Source organism: Streptomyces vulcanius (assembly GCF_042653945.1).
Classification (GTDB): Bacteria; Actinomycetota; Actinomycetes; order Streptomycetales; family Streptomycetaceae; genus Streptomyces; species Streptomyces mangrovi.
Genome location: NZ_JBHSFK010000013.1, coordinates 57,754 through 73,137, shown reverse-complemented (window position 1 = coordinate 73,137; position 15,384 = coordinate 57,754). Strand labels below are relative to the sequence as shown.

Below are 15,384 nucleotides of genomic sequence, written 5' to 3'. Positions count from 1 at the left end.
CACGTCTCGACACTAGGAGCAGCCACCGCCTGCATCAAATGCAATCTGGTCAATGAGAGATTTACTCACGCGCATTTGATTCAGAAGCCGCCGGAGCGGAACTCGTCGTCGGAGTCGGTGGCCACGGTGGTGACGTTGTAGCGGTCGCCGCCCGCGCCACGGTCGCCCTGGTCGTGGTTGTACTGGAACTTGAATACGTAGGTACCGGGGTCCAGCGTGTTCCCCGACTTCAGCGTCACCACGTAGTCCAGTTCGCCGCTGCTCGCCCCCGTGGCCACCGACACCTTGTCCCCGAGGTTGCTCCAGGTCCCGGAGCTGGAGACACCGCCGGTCTGAATGATCTTGACGACCACCTTGAGGCTGCTGAGGGGCTTCGTGGACTTCACGGTGACGACACTCTGGTCCCAATAGGCGTTGTCCTCGGACGTGTCCACGCTTCCGTCCGACCACAGGTAGCTCGCCGGCGTGTCCGGCTGGGAGTTCCGGGTCGTCGACGAGGAACTCTGCTTCCCAGTGCTGCCGGTCGAGCCCGAGGCGCCTTCGGCGCTGTCGGTCGGGTCGGACGTCGACGCGCCCGCGCCCGCGCCTGCGCCGCCCGACACGGGCACGTAGACGACCTCGGGGCTCTTCCTGCCGCTGTCCTCCTCCTTCTCGGACGGGGCGGTTGTCGGCTTCTCGGCGGTCTCGGCGTGCTCCTTCTCCCGCGGTGCCTCCTTGCCGGCCGCGGTGGTCACCTTGTCGGAGCCGCCGGAGCTCCAGTCGATGGCGGAGACGACCGAGGCGGACCCCGCGATCACCAGGACCGCGGCCGCGGAGCCGCCGACCGCGGTCCAGACCCGGCGGCCGGGCAGGAAGCCCCGCAGCGGAGTGCGGGCCCTGCGGGCGAACAGATCGGCGAACTCGCCTTCCTGGCGGTCACCTTGCTGGGGGTCGGGCGTGTGCGGCATGAGTGTCGGTCCTTACGCGGTCGTCCGTCGTGGGAGGTCTGTGGAGGGGGGGCAGAGGTCAGGCGCTCACAGGGTCTGCGGGATGTCCTCCGGCCTCAGCGTCATCACGTCGGACTCCGAGACGTCCGACAGCTCGGCGACGCGGTACGCCTGACGCTCCGTCATGGCCTGGAACAGCTGGCGCGCGGTACGGCCGTTGCCGAACCCGCGGTCCCGGGGCATCGCGTCGAAGCGCGCGGTCAGCGCCTCACGGGCTTCGGGGCCGAGTTCGTACTGGTGCTGTGCGGCCTGGTGCTCCACGATGCCGACCAGTTCGGCGCTGCCGTAGTCCTCGAAGAGCAGCGTGCGGTTGAAGCGTGAGGCGAGGCCGGGGTTGGAGCGGACGAACGTCTCCATCTCCTCGAGGTATCCGGCGACGATCACCACCACGTCGTCGCGGTGGTCCTCCATCAGCTTCAGCAGGGTGGCGATCGCCTCCTGGCCGAAGTCGTTCGTGCCGGCGTACTGGGTGAGGGAGTACGCCTCGTCGATGAACAGCACTCCGCCCCGGGCCTGCTGGAAGACGCGTGAGGTCTTCGGGCCGGTGTGGCCGACGTACTCCCCGACCAGGGCGGAGCGGTCGGCCTCGACCAGATGGCCGCGCTCCAGCAGGCCGACGGCGGCCAGGATGCGGCCGTAGAGCCGGGCCACGGTGGTCTTGCCGGTGCCCGGGTTGCCGGTGAAGACGAGATGGCGGCTGAGCGGGGGCGGTGCCAGGCCCATCTCCTCGCGGCGGCGGACCATCCTCATCAGCTTCACCAGGGACGAGACGTCCTGCTTGACGCGGTCCAGGCCGGCGAGTCCGTCGAGTTCGGCGAGCAGGTCCTCGATGGTGTCCTCGGGAGGTGCCTCGGTCTCCCGCGCGGTGGTCTGCGGGTCCGTTCCCGGGCTGCCGGCAGCCGCCAGGGACCGGTCCGCGCCGGTGGGCAGGGACGGGTTCTTCACGTCCCGTGAGAGACAGTCGTCGAACACCGGCCGGGCGCCCTTCTCCAGGGCCACGTCCTCCTCGGTGTCGCGGACCAGACAGCCGCGCAGTACGGGCGCGCCGCCGGCCGACACATGCAGCGCCGGGTAGGCCGCGCCGTCCCCGCCGGCCCCGGCGAAGACGCAGTCCTCGAACGTGCCGCGGGCCTTCTCGCCGACGAACAGGCTGTTCTTGCCGGTCCGGGCCACCATGACGGACCGGATCCGGGGTTCGGCCCCCGGGCCCACCACCAGGCCGGATCCGGCGGCGTCCCGTACCGTGCAGCCCTCGACGCCGGGCGTGGCGCGCTCCCCTATCACCAGGCCGGCCGTGCCGCTGCCGCTGATCCGGCAGTCCCTCAGCACCGGGGCCGTCCCGGTGCCGCAGGAGATCCCGGCCCGCTCGGCGTCCGTGACGTCGCACTCCTCCAGGACCACCGTCCCGGTCGACTCGGTGGTGATACCGGCCCGGCCGCGCAGCACGGAGAGGCCGCGCATCCGGGCCTCGGCCGCGCTGTCGATCCGCACCCCGGACAGTCCGCAGTCCGTGATGCGGCCGCCCTCGACGGTGAGGCCGGCGCGGTCGGTGGCCCGGATCCCGTGCTCCGCCGTGGACGCGATACGGCACGACGTGAGCGTCACCCGGGAGTCGTCGCAGGCGTGCACCGCGCTGAACGAGCACGCCGTCAGGTCGCCGGCGGTCATGCGGACCTCGGAACGGTCGCCCGCCAGCAGACCGTTGGCCCGGCTGCCGGTCACCGACGTGCCCTCGGCGGTCAGCCGGGCGGAGCCCCGGGCCACCAGACCCGAGCCGTGCGCCCGGTCCACCTGGCAGTCCACCAGCTCCGTACGGCTCTCGCCGTCCGCGCTCACCCCGGGCCCCGAGCCGTCCCGCAGCCGGCAGCCACGCAGCAGGACGTCCCCGGTGCCGGAGACGGCGACCCCGTCCGTGCCGGTGCGCAGGACCTCACAGCGGATGAGCAGGACCCCGCCGTCCGTACTCTCCGGGTCCTCGGGACGCGGTGAACTGCCGAGTACGCGGATGCCCTCGGCGGCCGTCTCCTCCACCCGGCAGTCCAGGGCGGTGAGGGCCGCCTCGTCCTCCACCAGCAGCCCACTGCGGCCGGGTCCGGAGATCCGGCAGTCGCGCAGCACGGCCCGGGCGTCGCCCCGTACCCGGACACCGGACCCGGTGACCCGCCGTACCGTCAGTTCCATGGCCTCGGCGGCGGCCCGGGAGCCGATGACGACGCCGGTTCCCTGGATGTCCTCGACCACGACCCGGGTCAGCCGCGCCGAGCCGGCGGTGTTGACGTGCACCGCGGCCAGCCCCGCCCCGGACACCCGGCAGTCCGTCAGGGCGAGCGAGGAGTCGCCGCCCGCCTCGACGCGGCCACCGGATATCTCGCAGGCGTCGAGCTCCAGGTCTCCGGCTCCGACCAGCACGGCGGGCAGCCCCGGGTCCTGTCCGGTCAGGGCGATGCCCTCGACCCGTACGCCGGGGGCGGCGACCTCCAGTACGGGCCGCCCGGGGGACGCGGCCAGCAGCCGTACGGCGTGCTGCGGCCCGTCCTCCGGCAGCAGGTGCACCGTGCGGTCGACGAGCAGCTGTTCGACGTACTCGCCCGGGGCGATGCGGATCTCGTCGCCGTCGCGGGCGGCACGCACGGCGGAGGCGATGCTGCGGTGCGTGCCGCGGCCCTTGGGGGCGACCCGGTGCACGGTGGAGGTGGGGGTCACAGGAGTTCCGTTCCGTCGGGGAGAGCGGCCGGGTCGATGGTCAGCGGCTGCGGTGGTGCGGGGGCCGGGGGCGGGGCCGGTGTGGTGGGTGTGCTGCCCGAGGGCGGGAAGGCACGGGACGGCTGGATGTCGGCGCCCTTGTTGTTGATCCCGTAGTTGAGGGTGCCCGCGCCCAGCGCCTCGGCGGCCTGCCAGATCAGCTCGCCGGGGCCGCCCCGGTGGAAGATCCGTGAGCCCGCGGTGGCGTGCCAGGTGTACCGGAGCAGACCGCTGGTGATGCCCGTGAAGGCCGAACCCGCCGCACCCCAGGCGCCCGCTTCGAGGGCTTCGAGGCCGGTGCGCTTCTGCCCGTTCACCCCGAACACGGCCGCGTTGACGGCGTTGTTGACGAATCCGGTGAGCACACCCACTCCCAGGCCGTTGAAGTAGTCGTACGAACCTGAGCGCCAGCGGGTGGGGTTCTCGTACACGGTCCACTCGCCGTCCCAGTCGTCCTTGGAGGCCAGGGGGTGACGGTTCCAGTCCTGGCCCTGGTCGAGGTTGGTCAGGCCGTACTTGAGGTAGCCGAGGCGCGTGGTGTCGTAGGCGATGTTGACGCCGACGCGGATGCCGCCGCCGATGGCACCGTTGAGGGCCGCCCGCTGGAGAGCCGTGATCGGGTCGAACTTCGTGTTACCGAGGTCCGCGGTGATGGCGGACACGGCGAAGCTGGTGCCGAACTCGATCAGATAGCCCATGGTGAAGTCGGTGACGGCCTTGCGCAGTTGGTGCCGCCACATCGGCATGGAGGCCGAGGAGCCGTCCTCGACGCCGGTCCAGATGTCGTGGAACACATCGCGGAACTCACGGTTGTAGCCGCGCAGTTCGGTCGTGTAGCCGCGGAAGTCCACCTCGCGCCCGATGAGCCGCCAGCTGCGGTGTCCGTCCAGGCCCACCTCTCCGCCGACCTTGGGCAGACTGCTGAACTCCGGCAGCTTGGCGCTGTCGAAGGCGGACCAGCGGCCGAAGGCGTCGGTGGCCCAGACCCGTCCGGTGAGGGTGCGCTGGGCCACCAGCCGGCCGTCCTGGTACTCGCGCCACTGGTTCCACAGCGACTCCGACTCCCGGAACCGGCCCTCGACGCCCTGCACGGGGTCCCGGCGGTGGACCACCTTGCCCATGTCGAACTCCTGCCAGACCTCCCGGTTCACGGTGGCCGACGCGTCCGTCTCGAAGTGGCGCGCGGACCGGGCGAGGAGATCGGACAGGGTGATCCGGCCGGTGTCCACGGGCGGTGCGACGGCCGGCCGGTTCACCGTGTACGCGTACTCGCGGACCCGGCCGCCGTCGCGATAGCGCACGACGTCGGTGCCGATGTGGTCGGTCCAGCGGCCCTTGGCGAGGTCCTGGTAGGTGCGGACGCCCTTCGAGTCGACCGTGCCGTCGGCGCTGATCCGCTGCCAGGACCAGGTGTCGCCGGGCTGCCGGGTGGCGTCGACCCAGACGGTGCCGTCGCCGGTGGCGGCGCGCTCCCGGACCGCGGCGCCGCGCCGGCCGTTCTCCAGCCGCTCGAAGTCGGTGAACGAGTCGTCCCAGGTACGGGAGTACAGCGAGCCGCGGTTCTGGACGCGGATGCCCTCCGTGACCTGTCCGTCGGGGCGGGTGGCCGTCCAGGTCCAGCGGTCCTCGCGGGGGTCGCCGTGGGACTCGACGTACAGATCGCCCCAGTGGTCGCGTCGGCCCGTGATCTGGAGCTGGGTGTTCTTGTCCACCCACACCCCGGACACGTCGTCGGCGCCGATGCCGCGCGCCGGGTTCTCGGTCAGGTACTCGCGCACACCGGTGCCCTGCGAGCGCATGGCCAGCAGCTCGTTTCCCCGGGGGCCGGTGAACACGTCCTCGAAGCTGCCGTCGGCGGCGACACGGCGGGTGCCGGAGGTGCCGGTCTTGGTGTCCAGCCAGGGCAGTTCGTACGAGGCCGCCGTGCCGTCCCACTTCGGGGCCGGAGCCCACTGCTTGGGGTCGGTGACGCTGCGGCCCGCCTCGATGACGTTGCCGTTCTCCAGCGTGCGGGTCTCCCGGACGATCCGGCCGAACCGGTCGATGTCCTGCCAGCTGTGACCGCCGTGCGAGGCCAGCCGCACGCCGCGCAGCTTCGTTCCGTCGGCGGCGGTCTCCGTCCACTTGGACACCTGGAACATGGAGTCGCCGGTGACGAGGTTGCGGAAGAACCCGTCGAACCGGCCGTGGCCCGCGCGCGGGTACCAGGCGGCCGCCGGGAGGCGCTGGTCGGAGATCCGGGCGACGTGCAGGGTGCCGCCGTCGGCGAGCTGCGCGAGCTCCTCGGTGAGTTCGTCGACGAAGTCGATCGGCTTGTTGTTCGGGCCGACGGCGGTGTGCACCAGGGGGTTCGCCCGCGTCCCGCCGGGAGCGTGACCGGACAGCAGCGGGTGTTCCAGGTACTGGCGGGAGCCGTGGTAGCCGTCCAACGGCCATATGTCGCCCCGCCGCTGGGCCACGGCATGCTGCCCGGTGGCAGGGTCGAGGTAGGTGTCCTTGTAGCCGATCCGGGTCCAGGACCACTCGCGGGTACCGTGCAGTGCCTCGGTGCCGTCCTTGGCGAAACGCGTCCAGACCCAGTCGCCCTTCGCGTTCGTCTCCGCCCGGATCAGACCGCCGTCGAGGGCCTTGGTGTAGGTGCGCACGTCGAGGACGTCCACCGGGGCCCAGCGGTACGGAAGTGTGTCGTGGAAGGTCCTGCGGTCGCTGTCGAAGATCCGCTCCCCGGCCCGCAGCCTGTTCCCGGCCCTGTCGAACTCGGTCCAGCGAGCCCGGCCGAACCGGTCCAGGTCGAGGTGGAGGACATTGCCGTTGCCGAGGATCTCGCGCTCGAACAGCGTCACCCTGCCCTCGCCGGTCAACTTGGTCTGACCGGTGGCGGACTTCTCCGCCGTGGCGGTGTCGAAGCGGCCGGTGAGCGGGTTGCCCGAGGAGTCGAGCCGCACGGCCTTGCCGGTCGTGTGATCGATCTTCCAGTACTGGCCGTTGACCTTTCCGCCCTTGACCCGTACGGCGACGGTCTCCTCCCGCAGCGTGCCCGCCGGGTCGAACACCGTCCGCTCCAGGGGCTGGGCGCCCCTCCCGGTGGGGACGAGGGCGATCCGGCCGTCGTCGAGCACCTCGGTGCGGAACCCGGGCAGTTCACGGCCCGTCGGGTCCAGCAGCCGCGGTGTGCCGCCCGGGGCGTCCGCGTCGAAGCGGAACATGCCCCGGTCGCCGGGCAGTTGGACGTCCCGGAGGACGTGCACTCCCTCGGGGCCGTAGTGCCAGTGGGTGGTGCCGGCCGCGTCGGAGAGGGTGAGACCGCCGTGCGGTCCGGTGCCGGGAGCGACCGTGTAGAGGTCGTCGGCCGGGCGGGCGGCGACGAAGTCGACCGCGGTGGGTGTCCACGGCCCGCCGTCCGCCGAGCGTCCGGTGACCCCGAGCTTCAGCCCGTCCAGGTCGGCCGGGCCGCCGCGCAGGAACACCTCCTGGTAGGCCGGCCCGCGGTTCGCGTCGAAGCCCAGTGTCAGGTCCGAGGGGGTGTGGTGCACGGTGTAGCGGCTGCCGCCGGGCCCGCCGTGCGGTGTCGGCGTGACGGTGAAGTCGCCGAGGACGCGGCCGGCCGGGGGCATGGCCCGAAGGTCGTCGAGGCGGGTCGCAAGCGGCAGGTCCAGATAGTCGCCGAGGGCGGTGACCGCCTGACGCCGCAGCGCCAGTCGGGCCTGCGCGGTCATCTCCCGCAGCTGGTCGCCCAGCAGCCCCGGGCGCAGACCGAGCCCCTCGAGCGAGGCGGTCGCGTCGTCGGCGAGCCGCTGCACCCCGGGCAGGTCCAGCCCCTGGAAGGGGTGCGCGTCGGGCGCGGCGTGCAGGAAGTCCATGGCTCCGGCGATGCCGGACAGGTCCGCCGGGGCGCCCTCGGGCACCGTACGCAGGCTCGACGCCTCGTCGAGTGTGCGGTCGAACATGCGGGCGAGATCGACGTCGTTCAACTCGCCGCCGAAGTCGCCGAGATCGCCGAGATCGCCGAGTCCGTCGAGCCGGACGGGTGGTGTGTCGGGCCCGGCGCCCTCGGTGAAACGGAGGAATCCGGAGCCGTCCTCGGCCGGCAGGTCGCGGAAGGCGAGGCGGCCGGTGTGGTCGAAGTGGAAGCGGGAGCCGGTGATCGTGTCGGTGAGGGTGAAACCGCTGGGCAGCCGCCCGGACAGCTCGCTGTTCACCGCGGTCAACCGGACGGAACCGGCGGTGCCGGTGGGGACGAGTACGTCGACCGTGACCCGCCCGGTGCCGTCCGCCGCGGGGTCGATCGTCACCTTGAGCCGCAGCCCCTCCGGCAGCCCGTCGGCGGTGAGAACGGTCTCCCGCCCGAGGAAACGGCCGTCAGGACCGAAGGCGAACCGGGTGGTGCCGGCCGGATCGATGACGGCGAACCTGCCACTCCCGTCGAGCAGTTCGACCTTGAAGTCCGATCCGCGCACCGGTCCGGTCCCGCCGGGGGTGCGGTCGGTCAGTTCCAGCCGGTACGAGCCCTGCGGTGCCGTGTCGGTCGCCGGGAGGCGTGTCACCCGCAGGTCGAGGTCCGCCAGTTCGTCCACACCGGACAGCGGCACACGGATCGCTTCGTCCACGCCCTGGAGCTCACCGTCCATCCGCCGGAGGTTGTCCAGGCGCGTCTGGAGCGCCTCCGGATCGACGTCCGGCAGGTCGCCGAGTTCCGAGAGCGTGTCGGTGCGCGGCGAGTCGGGGCCCATGACGCGGTTCAGTTCGTCGGCGGACAGCGGCCGTACGTCCTGGACCAGGTCGTTCCAGAGGTCGTCGACGAGTGCTCGTTCCTCCGGGCCGGGACCGTCCGGTCGCGGGAGCGCGTCGGTGCGCGGTGCGTCCGCACCCGTGACGCGGTCGAGACGGTCGAGGTCGCCGAAGGGGCCTCGTACGCCGCCCGCCTCCTCAAGCGTACGGTCGAAGATCTGGGACACATCGCCCAGGTCACCGGCGAAGTCGCCGAGATCGCCGAGATCATCGAGCCGGACCGGCGGGGTGCCGGGCGTGGCGTCCTCGGTGAAGCGGAGGAAGCCGGAGCCGTCCCGGGCGGGCAGGTCCCGCAGGGCGAGGCGACCGTCGGCGTCGTAGTGGAAGCGGGCGCCGGTGACGGTGTCGGTGACCGTGAAGCCGTTCGGCAGCCGCCCGGCGAGGGTGGCGTCGATCGGCCCGAGCCGGAAGGAACCGGTGAGGTTCGACGGCCCGGTCAGTTCGATGAGCCTGGTCGTGGTGCCGCCCGGACCAGGGGTGATCGTCACCTTGACGCCCAGGCCGGCCGGGCCGTCGATGCCCGGCAGCGTGAGCGGCAGCTCCTGTTGGCGCAGGGCGCCGCCGGGTTCGAACCGCCACACCGCCGTGAGCCCGCCCGTGTCCGGCACGGGCACCCGCACGGTCAGCTCGCTCAGCGTTCCGGTCGCGTCCCGGACCGGGGTGAGAGTCGCCCCCTGGACGGGCACCCCGTCCGGGCCGACCACCCTCGGCATCGGGTCGAGGGCGTCGTCGGTGAAGCGCAGGGCCAAGTCGGTGCCGGTCAGCGGAAGTTCCCGGTACTCCAGGTGCCCCAGGGCGTCGAACTGCCAACGCACACCGCCCCGCGGACCCGCGATGCTCACCCCGCCGCCCTCGCGGAGGGTCACCGTCACGTTCTCCAGCCGCACCGGACCACCGGGGGCGCCGAAGTCCACCACGTCGATCCGGAACGACGCCGGCGCGAGATCGGTCGCCGGGAACTCCGTGACCCGCAGCCGCAGATCCGTCAGCTCGTCCGCCCCGGACAGAGGCATACCGTCGAACCGTGACGGATGCACCGGCGTCGGGGCGCCGTCGGTCACGTGCGCCGTGAACCGGGCGTCGAGGCCGACGGGTTGCGGTGTGAGATCCGTACGGGACGGATCCGGCAGCGAGAGCCGGTTCAGCGAGCCCGGTTCGCCGAGATCACCGAGGCCGTCGAGGGTCGAGGGCGGTCCCTGGGCGGTGTCCGGCACCGCCGCCCCGGACACGTCCAGGCGCACCGGCGGCGCCCCGTCCACCGGAAGGTCCACGAACCGGCCGCCCCGGTCGAACACGAACCGCGCCCCGGTCGCCGTGCCGGTCACCGCGAACCCGCCCGGCAGCCGCCGCGCCGGATCCCCGTCGAGCCGTACGACGGCGAAGGCGCCGTCGGCCGACCCCGGTACGGTCAGCCGGTATGTCGCCGACTGCGCGCCGCCCGGCAGTTGTGTGAACGTCGTGGTCAGGCGGGCGCCGGTCAGCGGGCCGCCGACGGGGCCGGACAGGGTCAGCTGCTCGGACAGCCGCGTACCGTCCAGGTCGAAGCGGCCGGTCCAGGCGCCGTCCAGTGACCGCACCCGTACACCGGTGACCACGCCCAGCGCGCCCCTGACCGGTTCGATCACCGCACCGCCGGGCAGCGGCAGGCCGTCCTCGCCGACGACTCGGGGCAGGGACCCCGGCACCGCGTCGCCGTCGAAGCGGAGGAAGCCGTCGCCGGCCGGGAGCCGGAGGTCACGGAACTGGAGGACGTCCTCCGCGGTGAACACCATCCGGATGTCCCCGGCCTCGCCGATGTGCGTGAACCCGCCGTCCTCCAGCGGCGTCCGCTGCCACTCCGTGCGGAAGCCGGTGGTCCCGGCGAACTCCTGAGGGTCCACCAGCACGGTCTCGGTCCGGGGTGCGGGTGCGTCGAAGCGGTCGAAGGTGAAGTCGTCGGACAGATAACCGGGGTCGTCCAGCCGGCTTCCGACCTCGTCGAGGGCGTTGACCCCGTTCGGGGAGCCGAGGTCGTCGAAGGCCCTGGTCTCGCCCAGGTCGAGCTGGTCCAGCAGCCGCAGCTGGTCGTCGAGGGACAGACCCCGGAAGTCCAGCGCGCTCGGACCCGACGTGCCCTCCCCGGCGACCCGCAGATCCGCCGCGAGCTCGGGCAGCGGGTTGCTGCCTCGGAAGTCGGGGTTCGGGATCCATTCGAGGAGGTTGTGCTGGGCGTCCATCCGGTACGCGCCACGGATGAACTCCGGGGCGATACCGCCGGGGAAGGCGATCTCGTTCTCCGACGCCCAGCCCGATGTCCGCCAGGCGTCCGGGCCCATGGAGCGTTCGAAGGTCCTGCCGACGTCGATCCCTCCGGAGGCCTCGATCTCGAACTTGAAGACGCCGTCCCAGACGAGGGTCTTGTCGGTGGTGGTGCTCACGAACGCCGACGGCTGGCCGGTCCTGACCATGATGTCCAGGTTGGTCTCCAGGGGGTCGCGGACGGTGAACCCCTCGCTGAAGATCTGGTCGAGGGGGCGCCTGCCGCCGATGCGCCACAACGTCTCGTCGGTCGTGCGCCAGACCGGCGCGGGCGTGATGGTCCGAAGGTCGACGGACCGGTCGGCGGCGAAGGCCAGCCGGTCCGGGACCGGTCCCGGCCGACCGGAATTCATGCCGTCCGGAGTACGCCACTCGACGGAGCCGGTCTTCACCTCGAAGTCCGTCTTGAACGTGTCCGACAGCCGGAGGTCGCCGGCGGCTTCGTCGAGACCCTGGAGCGCATCACCGACGGGCACCGGGCCACCCGCGGCCTCGGCCCCTGTCGCCCTGGGGTAGGGGCCCTCCAGGTAACTCCGGGGAATGGTGCCCTTGATCAGCCATTCCTGGTCACGGGTGCTGTTGAGCAGGACGCGGACATCTCCGGCGATCTTGCCGATCGCGTCCTTGCCGCCCCGGCCCACGATATTGACGTCGTTCTTCCTGAGGAACTCGATGACGTCGTTCCGGGAGCTGGTCCCGGTGAGCCCCGAGAAGTCGAGACGCTTCCCGATGGTCCGCTCGATCTGATCGCCGATCAACTGCTGGAGATCCCGGGCCGGGAGAATTCCCACGTTCTCCAGCTTCCCGGCCTTGATGTCCAGACCCAGCTTGTGGACATCGAGAGCGAACTCCGTGTCGCCGTACACCTTCTCGCCACCGGACACGGCGAACGAGGTGAAGGGACTGTTGGTCTTCCGCTCCGCGATCTCGGCACCCGCCACATGCTGGAAGGCGCCGGTCCTGCCGTCCGGGTTGGCCGGGACCATTCCGATGTCGGGCTTGAAGTGCGACTTGCGCAGGCCCTTGGCGTCGGCCTCCCACGCGTGGAAGTCGTCCTGCCGGATGAGCTTGACACCGCGCAGCTGCTCCAGGTCGACGTTCGACATGAGGAATTCGTCCGTCCTCATCACCAACTGCGGGGTCTCCATGGGAGGGAACCCGGAACCGGAGGCCCGGCCCGCGGAATCCAGCAGGTCCGTGGGCGCCTGGATCGTGGTGGTGGTGGCCGGCGCGGCCGGTACGAACTTCAGGGAGTCGACGGTCGGATAGGGGCCCGTCAGATACTCCTTCGGAATGGCCCCCTGCACGAGCCAGGTGTTGTCGCGGCGCACCTGGAGCAGCGTTTTGATGTCCGCCGCGACCGAGGCGCTCAACTTCTTCGGCACGTTGTATTCGGCGAGGAACTTCTTGATGTCGTCGTTCTTCGTCAGGTGGGTGAACTTCGACGGGATCTCCAGAGCCGAGTCCCCGACGGCGAACCGGATCTCCTTGAGGATCTCCTGCCGCAGCTGGGTGTTGGAGAGTATCCGCACACTCCTGACGTTCTCCGCACCGGCTGTGATGTCCTTGCTGAGGGATGCGAGGTCGAGCCCGATCTCGCTGTTCCCGAAGGGCTTTCCGGTGCCGCCGGGCGCGGAGAACGCGGTGAACTGACTGTTCTCCTTGAACACCTTGGCATTGGCGGTGGACACCGCCTGGAGCGGTGTGATGGTGCCGTCTGTCCTGACCGGTACGAGACCGTCCTCGGTCAGCCGTGTCTTCAGCCCGGACTTGCCCACCGTCGCCGAGAAGTCCGCGTCCTGCCGCACCAGCCAGTGGACCTGCGGGACGGTCGACGGACCCGCGGGCGACGCCGGCCGGACCGGGATGTCGTCGAGCAGGGGTCTGCCGTCCGGGCCGATCCTGGTGACGAGGCCGTCGGCCCGGGTGAGGGTGAAGACGCCGTCGGTCATGGTCACCCTGACGTCGGGGACGACCCCGGAGTCCCCCTTGAGGACCCAGTTGGCGGTCGGCCCGGGCTCCATCGTGATCCACTGGCCGGTGGGCCGCCCCAGGCTGTCCAGCAGCCCCAGTTCACCGGTGGGCAGGGTGGCCGCCGGGCCGTCGATACGGGTCATCATCACCGTGACGTCCCGGCGGACCGTGTCCAGGTTCATCCCCAGCCGGTCGAAAGCGATCCGGGCCCGGCTGAAGTCGATCTTCGCGGCGCTCAGGTCCAGCTCGGCCCGGGCGCGGCCCAGCGGCGGTGCGTCGGTCAGTCCGTCGATCTCGGAGAGCCTGCGCCCGGCGGTGTCCAGCTGGAACTGGGTGGCCTGGGTGCGCACCCAGGTCTGGAAGCGTTCCGTGGCGAGTTTGCCGGTGGCCCCGCCGGTGACGATGTCCCGCAGGGTCAGGGGCGTGAAGCCGGGGCTCATGGCGAGCGGGGGCGCGGTGAGGTCCGTCCTGACCGGTCCGAGGCCGAGCAGGTCGCGTGCGGTGCGCGCGTCGTCGCCGGTGTCGGGGATCAGCCGGGTGAGGTCGTCGGGCCTGATCCCGAGCTGGTCGAGGCGGTCGGTGCCGGTCGTCGTGTTCAAGGTGGGGACGCGGGGGTCGGCCGGGCCGAGCACGTCGACCTTCACCCCGTCCTTCAGCCGCACCCGGACGTCCACCGGATCGGTCGTCCCGACACGCAGGACGACCCCGTCCGGCGCGACGTTCACCAGGTCGATCTCGCCGTCCAGGATCTGCCGCACCTGGAACCCGGTCAGACCGCCGAGCCTGCCGTCGAGGCTCAGCTCCGCCAGGTCCGACAGCTCGTCGAGCGGCTTGAGCAGCCCGGTCCCGGTGCGCTCCAGGCCCGTCAGGGTGTCCAGGTTCCGCAGCTGGTCCCCGAGCCCGAGCCGCTGTCCTCCGGGGACCGTACCGACCGGCAGTCCGACCGTGTCGAGGGTGTCCACGGAGTTCAACCGGACGCCCACGTCGTCGAGACGGCCCGGCATCCGGACGGGCGTGCTGCCGGGCAGGGAACTGAAGCCCCGTGTACGGGGTGCCGTGACCGAGGTGACCGGGATGTCGGCCAGTTCGTCGAGGGTTTCGTTGAACTCCGGGGTCCCCGGGACGGCGAGCCGGCCGGTGTTCGTGGCGTCGAACGGGCGAAGGTTTCCGCCCCGGTCGAGGTTCCGGCCGGTCAGCTCCGCGAGGTCCCCGGCCAGGGAACCCGTCCTGCCCAGGGTGCCGAGGGGCCGCGAGGTGAAGTGCAGGCCCCGGTCGATGAACCCCATGCGGAAGGCGCCCCGGTAGCCGAACCGGGCGATCTCGGAGTACCGCATGGGCAGCAGCGCCGTCATCGTGAGCCGGCCCAGGCTCAGAGCCGTGAAGACGCCGAGCCGTCCGGCCGTGCTGCCGCCGACGAACGCGGTCGACTCGACGAAGTCGCGGGTCAGCGCGGACCAGCCCTGGCGGAAGGTGTTCCGGGCGAATCCGCCCATGAACCTCAGGGCCGACCCCAGCATCGCGGGCGTCCTGGACAGCACCCGGGGCAGCGCCGTGAACCCGCCCGCGGCCCGGCTACCGAGCCCGCTGCCGAACCGGACGAGACCCTGTCCGGCCAGCGACAGGAGTCGGCCGGGAGAGGAGAACAGCATCCTGCCGCCCCGGAACAGCAGCCGCCCGCTCGCGGAGAGGGCACCGCTCAGGGCCTTCGCGCCCGTCGAGGCCATGCGGGCCAGTCCGCCGAGCGTGGTGAGGCCCTTCGTCGACGGGAACAGGATGCCGAGGAAGGCGAGGCCCAGGCTGAGGGCGTTGCCGTTGCCCGTCGCGTAGTCGACGAGGGCCTTGGCGAAGAGCACCGCGCCGAGCCCGAAGGCCACCAGGCCCAGCGGGCCGCCGATGACGGCCGCGACGAGCGTGATGACCAGCGCGACGATCTCCAGGACCTTGAAGAACGTCGACACGAACCGCTTCCAGAAGCTCTTCTTCGGCTTCTTCACGGGCCGCGACACCAGCCGCGACGCCTCGTGCAGGGCGTCCTCCAGGATCTTCCCCTCGGCCTGGATGGTGTCGATCTCCGCGTCCACCTCGTTGCGGGCGCGGGTCATCTCCGGATCGTTCTCGGCGAGCGGCTGACCGCCGACCCGCTCCAGCGCGGCGACGGTGTCGGCGGCGTTCTCGGCCCGGTCCTGAGAGTCCCCGAGGGCGCGCGCGTAGCGGGCCGTGGCGTCGGCCGCCATCTCGAACGAGCGGTTGATGTTCGCCATGAACGTCTTGAGCTCGTCCTTGACGTACGTCCGCAGCGCGTCCGCGGTCCGCCCCTCGAAGCCCCCGTCCTCGGTCTTGTTCAGCAGGGTGTCGAGGCCGCCGTCGACCCGGCCGGCCAGGTCGCCGAGGCCGCGCAGTTCCTTGGTGATGTTCTCGACGACGCCGGGATTTCCCGTCACCGGATTGCCGGTGAATCCGACTCTGCTCCACTCGTCGGAGGTGGCCAAGGAGTCCTCCACGCGGTCCGGGACTTGGGGGTACCGGAAGCAGACGTTCCAGGGCGGGCCGAGAGTTCAAGAAAGTGGCGCACGCCACAGTTCTCGCCGGTCAGCGC

At 71.5% G+C, this 15,384-nt stretch carries 3 protein-coding genes; all 3 read right to left on the bottom strand.

What is annotated here, in order from left to right:
- Positions 1–80: 80 nt before the first annotated feature.
- Positions 81–947, bottom strand: a complete 867-nt coding sequence (locus ACFPIH_RS21020; RefSeq protein ID WP_381174388.1) for a hypothetical protein — start codon at positions 945–947, stop codon at positions 81–83.
- 66 nt (positions 948–1,013) lie between these two features.
- Complete coding sequence (locus ACFPIH_RS21015; protein ID WP_381174386.1) at positions 1,014–3,689, bottom strand: right-handed parallel beta-helix repeat-containing protein; 2,676 nt, start codon at positions 3,687–3,689, stop codon at positions 1,014–1,016.
- Positions 3,686–15,277, bottom strand: a complete 11,592-nt coding sequence (locus tag ACFPIH_RS21010) for a scabin-related ADP-ribosyltransferase (protein WP_381174384.1) — start codon at positions 15,275–15,277, stop codon at positions 3,686–3,688. The genes ACFPIH_RS21015 and ACFPIH_RS21010 overlap by 4 nt, the downstream gene beginning before the upstream one ends.
- Between the last annotated feature and the right edge of the window lie 107 nt (positions 15,278–15,384).

What these genes read in the sequence shown, in the direction of transcription:
- ACFPIH_RS21020 (WP_381174388.1), bottom strand. Translation starts at nt 947, where the DNA reads ATGCCGCACACGCCCGACCCCCAGCAAGGTGACCGCCAGGAAGGCGAG.